The 15,966-nt window shown below is 73.0% G+C and carries 11 protein-coding genes; 4 read left to right on the forward strand and 7 right to left on the reverse strand.

Going from position 1 to position 15,966, the window contains the following annotated elements; all coding sequences use genetic code 11:
- Positions 1 to 254: 254 nt before the first annotated feature.
- The 6 genes from IH68_RS0107405 to IH68_RS0107430 all read right to left on the reverse strand — a co-directional run bounded on the left by IH68_RS0107405 (position 255) and on the right by IH68_RS0107430 (position 9,189).
- Entirely contained in the window at positions 255 to 2,312 is a 2,058-nt protein-coding gene (locus tag IH68_RS0107405; RefSeq protein ID WP_030930215.1) for a hypothetical protein, read from the reverse strand.
- A gap of 244 nt (positions 2,313 to 2,556) precedes the next feature.
- Positions 2,557 to 3,618, reverse strand: coding sequence for a hypothetical protein (locus IH68_RS49670; protein ID WP_037884602.1), 1,062 nt, complete (start codon positions 3,616 to 3,618; stop codon positions 2,557 to 2,559).
- A gap of 289 nt (positions 3,619 to 3,907) precedes the next feature.
- Positions 3,908 to 5,083: a VWA domain-containing protein gene (locus tag IH68_RS0107415; protein ID WP_030930219.1), complete on the reverse strand. Its 1,176-nt coding sequence runs from the start codon at positions 5,081 to 5,083 to the stop codon at positions 3,908 to 3,910.
- A 175-nt stretch (positions 5,084 to 5,258) separates the two neighbouring features.
- Complete coding sequence (locus tag IH68_RS0107425) at positions 5,259 to 7,781, reverse strand: DUF5682 family protein (protein WP_051833258.1); 2,523 nt, start codon at positions 7,779 to 7,781, stop codon at positions 5,259 to 5,261.
- A 32-nt stretch (positions 7,782 to 7,813) separates the two neighbouring features.
- Positions 7,814 to 7,993: a hypothetical protein gene (locus tag IH68_RS56300; RefSeq protein WP_159403653.1), complete on the reverse strand. Its 180-nt coding sequence runs from the start codon at positions 7,991 to 7,993 to the stop codon at positions 7,814 to 7,816.
- Positions 7,990 to 9,189: an ATP-binding protein gene (locus IH68_RS0107430; RefSeq protein ID WP_030930225.1), complete on the reverse strand. Its 1,200-nt coding sequence runs from the start codon at positions 9,187 to 9,189 to the stop codon at positions 7,990 to 7,992. The genes IH68_RS56300 and IH68_RS0107430 overlap by 4 nt, the downstream gene beginning before the upstream one ends.
- 133 nt (positions 9,190 to 9,322) lie before the next feature.
- Between IH68_RS0107430 and IH68_RS0107435 the strand changes: the two genes are divergently transcribed.
- Together IH68_RS0107435 and IH68_RS0107440 are read left to right on the forward strand one after the other, a co-directional pair.
- The gene (locus IH68_RS0107435) at positions 9,323 to 10,678 is read left to right on the forward strand and encodes an SWIM zinc finger family protein (protein ID WP_030930227.1); all 1,356 of its coding nucleotides are present in this window, start codon (positions 9,323 to 9,325) and stop codon (positions 10,676 to 10,678) included.
- 65 nt (positions 10,679 to 10,743) lie between these two features.
- Complete coding sequence (locus tag IH68_RS0107440) at positions 10,744 to 12,363, forward strand: DUF5691 domain-containing protein (RefSeq protein WP_030930229.1); 1,620 nt, start codon at positions 10,744 to 10,746, stop codon at positions 12,361 to 12,363.
- Between the two features lie 161 nt (positions 12,364 to 12,524).
- On the opposite strand, the gene IH68_RS0107445 is transcribed toward IH68_RS0107440, so the two are convergent.
- The gene (locus IH68_RS0107445; RefSeq protein ID WP_030930230.1) at positions 12,525 to 12,941 is read right to left on the reverse strand and encodes a cobalamin B12-binding domain-containing protein; all 417 of its coding nucleotides are present in this window, start codon (positions 12,939 to 12,941) and stop codon (positions 12,525 to 12,527) included.
- 353 nt (positions 12,942 to 13,294) lie between these two features.
- Between IH68_RS0107445 and IH68_RS0107450 the strand changes: the two genes are divergently transcribed.
- Both IH68_RS0107450 and IH68_RS0107455 read left to right on the forward strand, forming a co-directional pair.
- Positions 13,295 to 14,161 (forward strand): esterase/lipase family protein, encoded by an 867-nt coding sequence (locus IH68_RS0107450; RefSeq protein ID WP_030930232.1) that lies wholly within the window; start codon positions 13,295 to 13,297, stop codon positions 14,159 to 14,161.
- Positions 14,162 to 14,472: 311 nt separating this feature from the next.
- Positions 14,473 to 15,909 carry a M23 family metallopeptidase gene (locus IH68_RS0107455; protein WP_030930235.1) on the forward strand — a complete coding sequence of 479 codons (1,437 nt, stop codon included), beginning with the start codon at positions 14,473 to 14,475 and terminating at the stop codon, positions 15,907 to 15,909.
- Positions 15,910 to 15,966 lie beyond the last annotated feature (57 nt).

The raw sequence follows: 15,966 nt of genomic DNA on the forward strand, positions 1-15,966 counted from the left end.
GTCACATGATGCCGCGCTCACTGGCACGGCGTGCCGGATGTGAGGGCCGGGGGCCGTTCGCAGGCCCGTACAGGAAAGGGCCTCACCGGGCTGGGGTTGACCCGGTGAGGCCCCCTGTACAGCCCCGAAGGGGGCTCGGAGCAGTTGATCCCCACCCCAATGGGGATCACCTGGCTCCACCCGCGGGGCTCGGGCCGGCCGGTCCGACGGCTTTCGGCCGTCCGGGTCCCTGGATCCGCGGAGTCGGTCGAGCGTCAGACGCCGTACGGGCTGCCGTACTGGACGTTCTGCGCGTAGCCCGGCGTGATCGACTCGGTGACGCCCTGGACGCCGGTGACGGCGTGTCCGGCGAGCGGGCCGCCGGTGGACCGGACGGTGTCGGTCAGGTCGCCGGCGAAGGGCGCGACCTGACCCACGACACCGTGGGCGAAGGGGTCGACGTCCCCGACGACGCCGTACGCGAACGGGGTGACATCGCCCGCGACGCCGTACGCAAGCGTCGCCGCGCTGCCGCCGACGCCGTGGACCACCGGCTCGACGAGGTCGACGACGGGCCGGGCGGCCTCAATAACCCCCTGCGCGAACTGCGGCACCTGCCCGGCGACGCCGTACGCCAGGCCGGTCGCGTGACCGGCCACGCCGTACGCGAGCGGCGCAACGTCGTCGGCGATCCCGCCGGAGAACGGCCGGACGTCGCCCGTGACGCCGTACGCCAGCCCGCCCGCGTCCGCCACGGCCTGCCCGGCGACCGGCAGCACGCCCTCGACGGCGGTGTGCGCGACCGGCGGCAGCACGGCGCCCGTCGCGTCGTCGGTGACCTGCCCCACCAAGCCGGTGGCGTACGACGGCACGTCCGCGAGGACACCACCGGCGACCGGCGCCACGCCGTACACGGCGCCGCCGCCCACGGACTGCACGTCGGCCACCGCGCCACCGGCGACCGGAGTCACGCCCTGGACCACGCCTCCCGCGACCGGCTGGACGCCCCGCACCGTGTGGGAGACCCCCGGCTGCACGCCCTCGACGACCCCGCCCGCGATCGGCTGGACGTCGGCCACCACGCCGTACGCCAGCGCCGTCGCGGCGCCGACCGCGTGACCGGCGGTCTGCCCGACCCCGGTCACGACACCGCCCGCGACCGGCAGCACGCCGTGCACCGCGCCGGTGGCGACCGGTGCCACGCCGTCCACCGTGTCGACGGCGACCGGCAGCACGCCGCTCACGGCGCCCGTGGCCACCGGCGTCACCCCGTCCACGGCGTGGGTGACGGTGGGCGCGACCCCGGCGACGGTCTGCCCGACGACCGGGAGGACACCCGCCACCACCTGGCCCGCGACCGGTGTCACGCCGTGCACGGCCGAGGTCGCGACCGGCGGGACCGCCGCCGCGGCCGTCTCCACGACGATCGGGGTGACCGTGCCGGGGACGCTCTGGACCGTGCCGACGACCTGCTGTGCGACCCCGCCGACCGTGCCCGTGACATGGCTCGGGACGGCCGCAATGGAGGCCTGGGCGGCGGAGGCGACAGTGCCGGCCGCGCCCTGCGCGAGCGTGACCGCCCCGGCGGCCCGGCCCTGGGCGCCGGTCGCCGCGGTCTGCGTGGCGCCGGTGACGCCCGCCGCGGTGCGGCCCGCGCCCGCGAAGGTCTGCTGCGTCTTCGTCCGTACGACACCGTCGACGCCCTGCGCCTGGGTGCGGGCCGCCGACTGCACGCCCTGGAGCTTCGTCTGGGCGGCGGCCAGCGCCTGCTCCAGTTCCGGCGCAAAGGCGGCGAGGGGGCCGAAGAGGTAGTCGACCTCGCCCTGTGGGGAGGAGGTCGTGTCAGTGACGGTGGTGGCGCTCTGGCCGGCTGCGGCCTTCGCCTCGGCCTGCGCGGCGCGGGCGGCCTTGGCGCCCTGGATGGCGGCCGCGCCCTTGACCTTGGACGCCTTCTTGACCGCCTGCGGGGCGGCCACCTTGGTGTCGACGTACTTACGGGCCTGCTCGGCGGTGCCGCCGGGCGTCGTCCTCTCGGCGCCGGTGACCGTGGAGGTCGCCTTGGCCGCAGTGGAGCCGACCGTCCCGGTGACGCCGGAGACGGTGTGCTGGACGCCGGTGACGACGCCGTCGACCGTGCCGGTGACGGTGTCGGTCAGCGCGCCGAGGGTGCTCCCGGAGTCAACGGTCGCGTCGGTGGCCGGATCGGATGTCGGGTCGGACACGGACAGGGAGGAGGAGGGCAACTCGTCAGCGCTGGCGACGGCGGAACCGAGCGCCCACGCGCCGGTGACACCGGCGGCTATGACGATGGAGCGGCGGATGTTCTTGTTCATGCGTGCGTCAGATCCTTAGATCCCTGGAAGCTCCGCGCTCCTTGATCTCAGAGGAGATCCGGGGAGTTCCGGGGCTTCTTCGAAAGGCTTGGGGACAATTCCGGCGCCGCTTCCGGTCCTGGTCCGGGGAGTCGGGACCAGCGGAGTCGGCGGCTTGCGTCCGGAGAACGAAGAGGTGTCCGGACGGGCGGGCAGACCTGCTCCGCCCCCGCGCGGCAGGTCCGTGGCGGGGGAAGGGCCTGCCCTAGCCGGGGAATACGGGAATGTCCCGGTGCCTGTCCCGGGTACCGGCCGCGGCCGTACGAACGGCGGCGCCGGGCACGAGCCGCACGAACGGCCGGTGGTTCACGGCGACGGCGTGCGCGTCGCCGTGTCTCGAGGTGCCGTTGTCGACCGCGGCCCGGTTCGCCGGCACACCGGCCGGGTCGCCGTCGGGGGTCTGCTGCGCCGGGGCGTACCCGGCACCGGCGGCCCGCTGCCCGCCGCCGTGCACGGCGGTGGCGCCGGCCGCGGCCACGTCCACGACGAACCTCGGCCTGTACGCCGTACCGCTCGCGCCCGCTCCGGAGCGCCTGTCGTCGACGGCGCCTTCCGTCCCCGAGTGCCCTGCGACAACCGGCTGCGGCACCTGCGCGACCGGCGCGGGAAGTATCTGGCCCGGCGACGAGGGGATGCCTGGCAGCGAGGGCAGGCCCGGCATCGACGGGGCCGCGGGCAGCCCCGGCAGCGAGGGCATCGACGACAACGGCGGTATCTGCGCGGTCACCCTGCCCAGCCCGGCGGTCACCGTGTCCACCAGACCACCGACCGGCTCCACGACGCGATCGCCCACGGAGCGAACGAGCTCACCGGTCAACGGCGTGAGGACCTGACCGGCCGCGCCCGGGGTCGCGGGACTGGGGTCGGGATTCGGGATGGGCTTGGGATCGGTCGGTGCCCGATCTGGCGCCGGTGCCGTTGCGACGGGAGGCGTCGGCTTGGGCTTGTCCGGAGCGGCCGGCTGGGGTTGAGGCGCGGACGGAATGCTCGTCAGCCGGCCGACCGTGGCGCCCGACGTGTTCGTGAGCCGAGTGACCGTAGCAACCGTGTCGCTCGTCAACGACCGGACGCCGTCCGCCGGAGCGGTCGGCACGACCTCGGACGAGGAGGTGGCCGGCGCCCCCTCCGCCGCGTGCGCCTGCTCCCCGCAGAGGAACCCCAGCGCGAACAACCCGCCCACCAGCAGGACCACTTGCAGCGCACGCCGTCCGGCCGCCGTGCGCATCACGCGCAGAGCGGCACCGGGCAAGGCTGCTGGCCAGGTCAAGAGGGGGTGGTCCTCCCGTGCGGCGGAACGAATTTCACGTAACGAGCCGTAACGAGCTACGAGTCGGCGCGACGCGGTGCGGTACGGACGAGGCGGCGCAACGGCGCGCCGCTGATGAGGCGTCGATCCTCGCACGGCCCTCCCGAGGTTGTGCAAGCCCCCCGTTACCGATGGGTAGGCATGTCCGTTTTGCTGGGCGAAGTCGGACGACGATGCATCGACAAATCGTCAGTGACCGTTTCCTGTCTGCCCGGTCGCACTGATTCCGGTCACGCCGTGTCGTGTCCGGTCATGCCGTGTCAGGTATGGGCAGCGGTCGCTTCTCGATGGCCGCCGCCATCACCTCGGGGAACAGATCGGGCGTGCACGCGAACGCCGGTGCCCCCAGCGCGGCGAGCGCGGCCGCGTGCTCCCGGTCGTAGGCCGGCGCCCCTTCGTCCGAGAGCGCAAGCAGTGTCACGAACTGCACTCCGGACGCCTTCATCGCGGCGACCCGCTTCAGCATCTCGTTCCGTATCCCTCCCTCGTACAGATCGCTGATGAGCACGACCACCGTCTCCGCGGGCCGGGTGATCTGCGACTGGCAGTAGGCGAGTGCCCGGTTGATGTCCGTACCGCCACCCAGCTGCGTGCCGAACAGCACGTCCACCGGGTCGTCGAGCTGGTCGGTGAGGTCCACCACCGCCGTGTCGAAGACGACGAGTCGCGTGTTGATCGACCGCATGGAGGCGAGCACCGCCCCGAACACGGACGCGTAGACCACGGAGGCCGCCATCGACCCCGACTGGTCGATGCAGAGGACGATGTCCTTCTTCACGGACTGGGACGCCCGCCCGTAGCCGATGAGCCGCTCCGGCACGATCGTCCGGTACTCGGGCAGGTAGTGCTTGAGGTTGGCCGCGATGGTGCGGTTCCAGTCGATGTCGTGATGGCGCGGCCGGTTGATCCGGGCGCTGCGGTCGAGGGCGCCGGTGAGAGTGGCCCGGGTACGGGTGGCGAGCCGCTTCTCGAGGTCCTCGACGACCTTGCGCACGACGGCCCGTGCCGTCTCCTTGGTCGTCTCCGGCATCGCCTTGTTGAGCGAGAGCAGCGTGCCGACGAGGTGGACGTCGGCCTCCACCGCCTCCAGCATCTCCGGCTCCAGCAGCAGCGCGGACAGCCCGAGCCGGTCGATGGCGTCGCGCTGCATGACCTGTACGACGGAGGAGGGGAAGTACGTCCGGATGTCCCCGAGCCAGCGCGTCACCGACGGCGCCGACGCCCCGAGCCCCGCCGACCGGTCCCGCCCCGCCTGCCCTTGTTTGTCGCCTTTCCCGTAGAGCGCGGCCAACGCCCCGTCCATCGCGCTGTCCTGGCCCGACAGAGTGCATCCCGTGCCGTCGGCGGCGTCGCCCCCGAGCACCAGCCGCCAGCGCCGCAGCCGCTCCTGTGCCGGGGCTGCCGGGTCCATCGCCTCGGCCGTCATCGGCACACCCCCGTGCGGGGCCGGTCCCAGAGCGGCATCACGGCGACGGCTGCCGCCGGACGGTCCTTCGCCCCGCCCGCGTGCCTGTTGCGATTCCTGTGGCCGTTCCTGGTCCTGTTCCTGCCGACGGCCATTGCGCCGACGTCCTCCCGGGCCTCCGTCAGTGCGTCCTTCGTCATCCCGCCACCCCCGCAAGGTCGTTGTCGATGTCTTCTTCCACTCCGCCCGGGCCGCCCGGTCCCTCCAGCCCCAGCAGCAGCCGGACCACCGGCAGCACGGCGTCCGCGCGTGCGGGGTCGAGGTCGGCCGCGAAGCCCGGTATGCCGGAGCCGGCGGCCGTCACGTTCCCCCGCTCCCCCGGGCCGCGCCGGACCAGCTCGCCCAGTGTCCGGCGCACCCCCGGCTCGTACGCGGAGAACGTCCGCCGCAGCAGGGGCAGTACGTCCGTGAACGCCTCCGCCGGCACCCCGGTCAGCCAGGAGTCGACCAGCCCGAGCAGTCGCTCGTCGTGCACGAGGAGCATTCCGCCGCCGGACCCTCCGCCGACGAAACCCTCGATCCAAGCGGCGGCATCCCCAGGCGGGGTTCCCGGCGAAAGCACGAGGCCCATGAGCCGCGCCGCCTCGTCCTGCCCCAACTGGCCGTCGTCCAGCAACAGCCGTACGGCCCGCCCCCGGACCACACCGGGCACGGTGTCCCGGACGGACAGCACGCGCAGAACCGAGTGCCAGCGGCCCCGCAGGTCGCGGTGATCCGGCGCGGCCGCGTCGCCGAGCAGCCCCACCGCCCCGTGCACCGCGTCCACATGGCGTCGCATCTCCTCGGCGGCGTCCGCGTCCAGGGCCGCGCAGGCCGGAGGCAGGCCGACGAATATCCGCTCGGCGAGGCCCGCGGCGACTCCGGCCAGCGCTCCTGTGTCCGTACCGCGTACGTCGCCGTACCGGAGGGAGCGGACCAGGGCCGGCAGGGCCTGCGCGAGGTGGCCGACGTCCGTGTCGAGCGCCGCCCGGTCGGCGAGGACCTGCATCACCACCGGTAGCGCTCGGGGGAGTTCGGCCAGCAGGCAGCGCTCGGCGAGTCCGGTGACGTCGGCCAGGGCCTGCGCGGCGACGGCGTCCGCCTCCGCCTTGGCCGTCGCGGCGGCGAGCAGCGTCGTGCCCCACACCCCGGCCTCCGCCACCCGCACGGCCAGCTCGGGTTCCCAGCGCAGCCGCCATGTCTCCCGGAACGTGCCCGTGCTGCCCCGCGAAGCCACCGGTTCGCCCCAGGCCACACCCAGCAACCGCAGTCGGTGCAGCAGCCTGCTGCGCCCTGCATCGGTCTCCTTGCGCAGGTCGAGCTCCAACTCCCGCTCCAGCGCCTCCGGTTTGAGCCGCAGCCGACGCTGGATCCGGTCCAGGTCCCGCTGCAACGGCACCGCCGGCGCCGCCTGCGGCACCTCCCCCAGCACGTCCCCGACGACCAGCCGGTCGTGCACCAGCGCCAGCGGCACGTCCGAGCCCTCGCACATCACCGCGCGCACGGCATCGGTCGTCTCGCCGAGCCCCGGCAACGGGCGGCCCCGCATCGCGGCAAGCGTCTCCGCCAGCCGCACCGCCTCGATGACATGCGCCGAGGAGACGATCCGGTCCTCGTCCCGCAGCAGCCCGGCCACCTTGGTCATCCACCGCTCGACCGGCCTGTCCGGGGCGGCAAACAGATGCCCGTACCAGCCCGGCGAGTCGATGCCCGCCCCATACCCGCTGAACCGCGACAGCCTCCGGTACGTCCACGGCACCCACGTCATGTCCGCCTTGACCTTGGGCAGCCCCTTCACCAGCGCCCGGTCGGCGGCGACGGCCGTCTTCTGCCGCAGCGCGGGCACATGCCAGGCCCCGCACACGACGGCCACCGCGTCCCCGAACTCCCGCTGCGCAGCCCGCACCTGGAGCCGCATGTACGCCTCCCGCACGAGATCCCGGTCATGCCCCCCGCTGCCGTACGCCTCGCGCAGCGCCCCCATGGCCTCTTCGAGCACGAGGAACGGCGCGAACGCGTCCCCCTCCCCCACCCCCCGGTGCTCGACGACGTCCTCCCACCACCGCTCCGGGTCGTCGTACCCGGCGGCTTCGGCGAGCACGGCCAGCGGGTCGATACGGACGTCGGTATCCATGGCCGACCTGCCGGCAGCGGGCTGGGAACCGGCCCCGGACTCTGCCCCAGCATCAAAGTTGACCCCGCGCCCGGCACCGTCGCCGCCCCCGTCCCGGCGCCCGGCGTCGGCACCGGCTGCATCGCCCCCGGCCGAATCGGCGTCGTCCCCACGTCCGGCGCCCGCGCCCCCTCCGAATTCGCCCTCCGTGTCCTTGCTCCACGCCAGGGTGTGGGTGGCCGGCAAGTCGATGAAGCGCGCCGGTACTTCGTGCTCCAGGGCCCACCGGATCGCGACCCACTCCGGGGAGAACTCGGCGAGCGGCCAGAAGGCCGAGCGGCCGGGCTCGTCCACGGCGTGGGCGAGGAGAGCGACCGGCGGTCGCATGTCCTGCTCTGCGGCCAGCGGGATCAGTGCGTCGGCCTCGGGCGGTCCTTCGATCAGCACGGCCCGGGGCCGGGCCGCGTCCAGCGCCGCCCGTACCGCTCGTGCCGAGCCGGGTCCGTGATGTCGCACGCCGAGCAGCAGCGGCCCGCCACCGGCCGCGCCGCTCCCGCCCCTCGCCATCCCTGTCACACCGTCCCCCCTCGTCGTCCTCGTCATCGCGCCCCTCGAACGCAGCCGCCGGACGCCTTCCGGGCGCCCTCCAGGCCGCTGCCGTTCCCGACGGACACCCCGTACTCGTGCACCGTGCGCACCGAGCCACCCGATCCCTGGCCCCCGCCCGATCCGTTGTTCCCGCTCTTCCCGCCCGGGCGGCCCCACCCCAGGTCGGTCACGCGCTCACCTCCCGGCAGGCCCGGTAGAAGTCCTTCCAGCCGTCGCGCTCGCGGACGACCGCCTCCAGGTACTCCTGCCAGATGACGCGGTCGGCCGCCGGGTCGCGGACGACGGCACCGAGGATGCCCGCGGCGACGTCGCCGGCCCGCAGCACGCCGTCGCCGAAGTGGGAGGCCAGGGCGAGTCCACTGGTGACGACGGAGATCGCCTCCGCCGTCGACAGCGTGCCGCTCGGCGACTTGAGCTTCGTACGGCCGTCGGACGTGACCCCGTCGCGCAGCTCGCGGAAGACGGTCACGACCCGGCGGATCTCGTCGACGCCGTCGGGCACGGCCGGCAGGTCGAGCGAGCGGCCGATCTGGTCGACGCGGCGCGAGACGATGTCCACCTCGGCCTCGACGCTCTCCGGCAGTGGCAGCACCACCGTGTTGAAGCGGCGGCGCAGGGCGCTGGAGAGGTCGTTGACCCCGCGGTCCCGGGCGTTGGCCGTGGCGATCAGGTTGAACCCCCGGACGGCCTGCACCTCCTGCCCCAACTCCGGTATCGGCAGTGTCTTCTCGGAGAGGATCGTGATGAGCGTGTCCTGGACGTCGGCGGGGATACGGGTCAGCTCCTCCACCCGCGCCGTCATCCCCTCCGCCATGGCCCGCATGACGGGGCTGGGCACCAGGGCGGCCCGGCTCGGGCCGTTCGCCAGCAGCTGCGCGTAGTTCCAGCCGTAGCGGATCGCCTCCTCCGGCGTGCCCGCCGTGCCCTGCACGAGCAGGGTCGAGTCGCCGCTGACCGCCGCGGCCAGGTGCTCGGACACCCAGGTCTTCGCAGTGCCGGGCACGCCCAGCAGGAGCAGGGCGCGGTCGGTGGCGAGCGTGGTGACGGCGACCTCGACGATCCGGCGCGGGCCCACGTACTTCGGTGTGATCACCGTGCCGTCCGGCAGGGTACCGCCGAGCAGATACGTCGCCACCGCCCACGGCGACAGCTTCCAACGGGCCGGGCGAGGGCGATCGTCCTGCGCGGCCAGCACGGCGAGTTCACCGGCGAAGGCGTCCTCGGCGTGTGGCCGCAGCGCCTCCGTGCCAGGTGCGGGCGCCTGCGCGCTCGCACCCGCGGATGCAGGGGCGGCGGCAGTCGAATTCACGGGCGCGGACCCGTTCTCACTCGGTTCGACGGACTTCGGCTCTACGGACACAGACATGGCTGAGGCCCCCTCCAGCTCGGCCGGTTCGGATCTGGCACCAACCGTGCACCACGCCACTGACAATGCGTTCCGACCTGCGCAAACGCGTTCGCCGGCCCGATTGTCAGTGGCGGGATCTACCTTCGATGACATGACTCAGCAGGGGGTGCGCTGGAGCGCGGAGCAGGTGCTGGCACTGGCGCCTGACGCCGCGTCACGCAAAGCGGGCAGCAAACTCGGCGCGGCGGGGCCGTGGTCCGAGGCGGGGAGTTCCGACGAGGGGACGGTGTGGGGGCAGTGCAAGGGCAGCGGCAGCAAGCCGTATCAGACGGTCGTGGACATCGCCGATGCCGCGGGCCCCGCGTACAGGTGCAGTTGTCCGAGCCGCAAGTTCCCGTGCAAGCACGCGCTCGGGCTGCTGCTGCTCTGGGCGGGCGGGGACGGTGCGGTGCCGTCGGGGCAGGCGCCGGACTGGGCGGAGCAGTGGATAGAGGGGAGAAGGCAGCGCGCCGAGCAGAAGCGGACGGCGGGCGTGTCCGGATCATCGTCCGGGTCCGGTGATCCGGAGGCCGCGCGGCGCAGAGCCGAGCGCAGAGCCGAGCGGATCACCGCGGGTGCGACCGAGTTGGAGCAGCGCCTGGCGGATCTGCTGCGCGGCGGCCTGGCGAGCGCGGAGCAGTCGGGGTACGGCCTGTGGGAGGAGACGGCGGCCCGCATGGTCGACGCCCAGGCCCCCGGACTGGCCGCGCGGGTGCGGGAGTTGGGGGCGATCCCGTCGTCCGGACCGGGCTGGCCGGTACGGCTGCTGGAGGAGTGCGCGCTGCTCCATCTCCTCGACCAGGGCTGGCTGCACCGTGACGGGCTGCCGGACGGCCTGGCGGCGACGGTCCGGTCGCGGATCGGCCTGCCCGGCACGGCGGACGGCCCGCCGCTGCGCGACCGCTGGCTGGTCCTCGCCCAGTACGACACGGCGGACGCACGCCTGACGACCCGCCGAATCTGGTTGCACGGCACCGACTCGGACCGCATCGCACTGCTCCTCTCCTACGGCGCCGCGGGCCGCGCCCCGGAGCTGGCGCTGCCCGTGGGGCTGACCCTGGACGCCGAGGTGTCCGCCTATCCGGGTGCCGGGCAACTGCGGGCGTCCCTGGGCGAGCAGTTCGCACCGCCGGCCCCCTCGGTGACACGGCCGCCGGGAGTGACGGCGGCCCGGGCGGCCGCCCGTTACGGCGAGGCACTGCGGGACGACCCATGGCTGGACTCCGTCCCGGTCACGCTGGACCGGGTCATACCGATCCCGGACGCCGACTCCTGGCAGCTGGCGGACGCCGACACGGACGCGGCGCTGCCACTGACTCCCGCTGCCCGTACCCGCCCCGGCCTCTGGCGTCTGGTCGCCCTCTCGGGCGGCGCCCCCGTCAAGGTCTTCGGCGAGTGCGGCCACCGCGGCTTCACTCCGCTGACGGCGTGGCCGGAGGGGGCGGGAGAGGCGGTGCAGCTGTGCTGACCCGACAGTCCGGGGACCGTCTCGCGACGCCCACAGGGGACGGGAGCCTCACGGAAAGGAACCGCATGAACAGGACGTCCACGCCGGTGGATGCGCCCGCCTCGGGCGCCTGGGAGGAACTCGTCACGGCGGCACTGCTCGGGACGGAGCGGCGCCCCCCGCCGGGCGGAGCGCCGGGGCGGGAGGCGCCGGTGGCGCTGCTGGACGCGGCGGCCGCGGAGACCGTTCGGCGGCGGGCCGGGCTGCGGGCGGCACAGGCGGCCGGACGGCCCGAACCGGCTGCCGAGGACCCACGGCCCGTGCTGCCCCCGGCAGCGGCCCGCAGGCTCGCGCTGCTGCTGGCCGACCGCCCGGGCACGGGCGGCGGCGGTCGCCGGGGCACGGCGCCGGACCTCATGGAGCTGCTGCCGCAGTGGCTCGCGGCGGCGAACGCCCGTGGTTTCGCGGCACCCCCTCAGGCGCTGCCCGCGCTGCTGGACGCGGCCCGGGGGCGTACGGATCTGCGGCCGGCGGCGCTGGCGTTCGCAGGGCCGCGCGCCGTGTGGCTCGCCCGGCTGAACCCCGACTGGCGGTTCGCCCTGCGTGCAACGCCGGGCGGGGGCGCCGCCCTGCCGCACCCCGAGGACACGGAGCAGACCCGGCGCCTGTGGGAGGAAGGCCTGTTCGCCGAGCGGGTCGCGCTCCTGTCCGCCATACGCGCCCGCGAACCCGCCGCCGCCCGCGAACTGCTCACCACGACCTGGTCGACGGAGCGGGCCGAGGACCGTCTGATGTTCCTCGACTCGCTGCGCACGGGACTCGGCCCCGAGGACGAGCCCTTCCTGGAACAGGCGCTGGCCGACCGCAGTCGCAACGTGCGAGCGACGGCAGCAGAGTTGCTCTCCGCGCTGCCGGGTTCGGCGCTCGCCGCACGGATGGCCGTCAGAGCCGCGGCGTGCGTGGCCGTCGACCACACGGGCGACTCACCAATGATCACCGTCGAGGCTCCGCACGAGTGCGATGCGAGCATGGAGCGCGACGGTGTAGTGACCAAGGCTCCGGCGGGACGGGGTGAACGGTCATGGTGGTTCAACCAGTTGGTGGAGGCCACACCGCTCGGGACATGGTCCGGGCGGCTCGGTGGGCGTACGCCACGGCAGATCGTGGCACTGCCGGTGACGGACGACTGGCAGAGCGAACTGCACGCGGCCTGGTGCCGGGCCGCCGTGCGGCAGCGGGACCCCGAGTGGGCCCGGGCGCTCCTCGGAACCTCGTCCGCTCCGGAGGCCGGCGGGCCGGGCGCGGTGTCGCTGGCCGAGCGCGCCAAGCTGCTCGGCACGCTGAGCGCCGGCGAACGGGCCGACTGGGTGGCCGGGTTCATCGCGGCACACGGCCTGTCCGAGGCGTTTCAGCTGCTCGGGGTGTGCGCGGTGCCCTGGTCTGCGCCGCTCGGCCGGGCGGTGGTGGACGCGCTCAACATCGCACGGGACGCGGGGAGTTACCCATGGAGCTTCAGCGGAGTGATGGGCCTGGCCGAACGCTGCCTCGACCCCTCCGAAGCGAGCCGCCTCGACGGCCTCCTGGCGATACCCGACGAAACGGAGGACGCGTCACCGGGGGCGGGCGGCTACTGGGCGGAGGCGTTCCAGCGCCTGGTGAGGACCTTGCGGTTGCGGGCGGCGATGGCGGAAGAGCTGGGGGCGTAGAGCGGCACGTTTTCAGGACCGGTCGGCCGCACTCGTTCAAGGCCGGTCGGCTGCACTCAGCCCGTCCGGCGTTTGAGGACGAGGCCGTTCAGGCCGACCGGGGGTCTGGGGGCAGCGCCCCCAGGGCCGGTCACCCCACCCGACCCGCACGAGGCGACAGCCTAAGCCCCAGCCGGCTGCCGCACATTGGCCCGCACCCAGTCCACGATCGACTGCGTCGTGGCCCCCGGGGTGAAGATCTCCGCGACGCCCTGCTCCTTCAGCGGAGCGATGTCCGCCTCGGGGATGATCCCGCCGCCGAAGACCAGGATGTCCTCCGCGTCCCGCTCCTTGAGCAGCTTGATCACCGCGGCGAAGAGCGTGTTGTGGGCACCGGAGAGGATCGACAGCCCGATCGCGTCGGCGTCCTCCTGAATCGCGGTGTCGACGATCTGCTCGGGGGTCTGGTGAAGGCCGGTGTAGATGACCTCCATACCGGCGTCGCGCAACGCACGCGCGATCACCTTGGCCCCGCGATCGTGGCCGTCGAGCCCCGGCTTGGCCACCACCACGCGGATCGGACCGGCTGCCACACCCATCACTGCCTCCATGAAGCGACTGCATTCATCCCTACCGACAAGTACTGCAGTACCCGAACCGGCCGGGGAAGTGAACGAACGTTATCGCCAGCATCCCGCAACCGGCAGTTTCGCGGTGAAGACCGAGGGGGAAATCACACGATGGGACACGTTCACCGCGCACCGTTCCGGCGGGAACACGCGCAACGGGAGCCGCAAAGAGGTTGCCGCACCACCGCGCCGCAGGCCGCGCGCCGTGGCGATGCGGCGTGTCGACGATGCCTTGAAGGGCCGTCGACCGCCTTCCTCGCGGCCTCCCACGAGGGCACACGGGGGACAGAGGCGTCCTCCTGCGTGCCGACAGGAGGTCGGCCATGAAGGTCACGAGGGCGGCGCTGCCCTTTCTTCCCCTCTGCCAGCGGCTGCTTCCGAGCAGACTGGCGGGACTCTCACTGGCCCTGCTGAAGGCGACCGCCCTGGAACTCGCGATCCTCGCGGGACACCTCCTGCTCTATCCCTCCGGCGTCACGCAGGAACGCCGAGGACCATCGGCCCCGCTGCCGTCGCCGGACGGCGCCGCACAGCTGCCGACCGGGACCAAAACCCCGGTCGTCCTCCTGCACGGCTTCATAGACAACCGCTCCGTCTTCGTGCTGCTGCGCCGCAGCCTCGCCCAGCACGGCAGGCAGCAGGTGGAGTCGCTCAACTACTCGCCGCTGACCTGCGACATCCGCACCGCGGCCGAGCTGCTGAGCCGGCACATAGAGGAAATCTGCGAGCGCACGGGCAGCAGGCAGGTCGACATCGTCGGACACAGCCTCGGCGGACTGATAGCGCGGTACTACGTGCAGCGGCTGGGCGGTGACCTCCGCGTCCGCACGCTGGTGACGCTCGGCACCCCGCACTCCGGCACCCGGGTGGTGCCGCTGGCGAACGCGCACCCGATCGTCCGCCAGATGCGCCCCGGCTCGGAGCTGCTCGAGGAGCTGACCCGGCCCGCGCCGGGCTGCCGTACGCACTTCGTGAGTTTCTGGAGCGACCTCGATCACCTGATGGACCCGCTGGAGACCGCCTGTATCGACCACCCTGACCTGATGGTGCAGAACGTACGGGTCAGCGGGATCGGGCATCTCGCCCTGCCCGTGCACCCCGCCGTCGCGACCGGGATACGCCAGGCCCTCGACGCCGAACGAACAGGAGCCGAAGCCGCCGCCCACGCCGGCGGCCTGACAGTGGCCTGACCCCATCCCTTACCGCCGCATCCCCCACAGCTGCATTCCGTACAGCCTGCTTACAACCCTGGGACGGCGCCCGGACAGCACCCGCACGGCTATGCGACAGCCATTTGGCCTCGAACATTCTTCGAACACAGGGCCAAAGCCGTGCCCGCCCTCCCCCGAAACACGGCCGAATGCCCGTTTCCTGCGCGCACGAAACCTGTTGAAGATTGTCGAGCCCGCATACCGCCGGGTACAGTCACCGCACTGCTCTGGCAGCCCCTGTTGTCGAGGCGAAAGAGAAGTTGGTGAACGACCGTCACCCGTCGGGGACCATGACCACCCCGGCTCCGGCTTCCGACGCCGCCTCGGCGCACTACGCGTCGTACGGCACGCAGGAAGCCCAGTACGGCGACTTCACCACGTACGGCGCCTACGACTCCAACGGTTTTGCGACCGGCAGCCACGCCAACGCGACCTTCGCCGCAGACCCCCTGTTCGGCAGCCTCCCGGGCGAGAGCACGGGTTCGTACGACTCCGGCCAATGGGCCACGGGCGGCCACCACACCCTGAACTACGACGCGTACGCGGCCCAGCACCATGCCGCCTATGACACCGGCGCGTACGACACGACCGCCTGGACCGCCGACTACCAGCCGCTCTCCGCCATCCCGCCGCAGGCCACCGGGCACGATGTCTCAGGCCAGTGGGATGCGAACGCCTGGCTGCAGCCCGACCATTCGGGCACCCCCGCCGACCAGACCCAGCAGTGGGAATGGGGCACCCAGGCCTTCGACACCGGGGCGTACGACGCCACGCAGTGGAACTCCGAGGGCCCCGAGGCCGGCGACACCGCCGCGACCGCCGGACCCGCCGACGACTACGAGCAGCAGGCCGATCACGGTTCGTACGACGAATCCGCCCCGGACGGCGGCGGGTTGAACACCACCGGCGAGCTGCCCTCGGCGGCCCCGCTCCTCGACGACCAGGAAGACGTCACGCCGGCTCCGGCGTCGCGCGCGGGCTCCCGCAGCGGGGCCCGTTCCCGCCGTCGCGCGCCCGCCAAGCGGTCCGCGCTGCTGACCATCGCCGTGCCCTCGGCGTGTGTGATGGGCGTGGCCGGTATCGCCGCCGCCTCCGTGGGCACGTTCACCGGCGACAAGAACACCTCGACGACTGCGTCGGACGCACATGCGCTGAAACCATCCGCCGCCAACAACAAGCTGGACACCCAGCTCCGGAGCCTCTCCGCCGGCGCCGACGACTTCGCCGACCGGGCCAGCCGTACGCAGGAGCGCATCGATCTCAAGGCCCAGCAGGAGGCCGAGAAGAAGAAGGCGGCGGCGGAGGCGGCCCGCAAGGAGCGGCTGCGCCCGAAGTACGTCCTTCCGGTCACCCAGAAGGGCCTCAGCGCCTACTTCGGCCAGGCCGGCATCAACTGGATGTCCGTGCACACCGGCATCGACTTCCCGGTCTCGTACGGCACGACGGTGATGGCCGCGACCGACGGCACCGTCCGCACGCAGTGGAACAGCGCGTACGGAAACATGATGATAGTGACCGCGAAGGACGGCACGGAGACGTGGTACTGCCACCTCTCCAGCTATCGCGTCGCCTCCGGTACGACGGTGAAGGCCGGCACGCCGATCGCGTACTCCGGGAATTCCGGCAACTCGACCGGCCCGCACCTGCACTTCGAGGTCCGGCCGGGCGGGGGCTCGGCGATCGACCCGCTGCCGTGGCTGCGGAGTCATGGGCTGGACCCGACGTAGGAGAGCTGGGGGCTGCGCCCCAGACCCCCCTTCGGCCTGAACGGCCTCGTCCTCAAA

It is taken from the genome of Streptomyces sp. NRRL S-646 (assembly GCF_000720765.1).
In the GTDB taxonomy this organism is placed as follows: Bacteria; Actinomycetota; Actinomycetes; order Streptomycetales; family Streptomycetaceae; genus Streptomyces.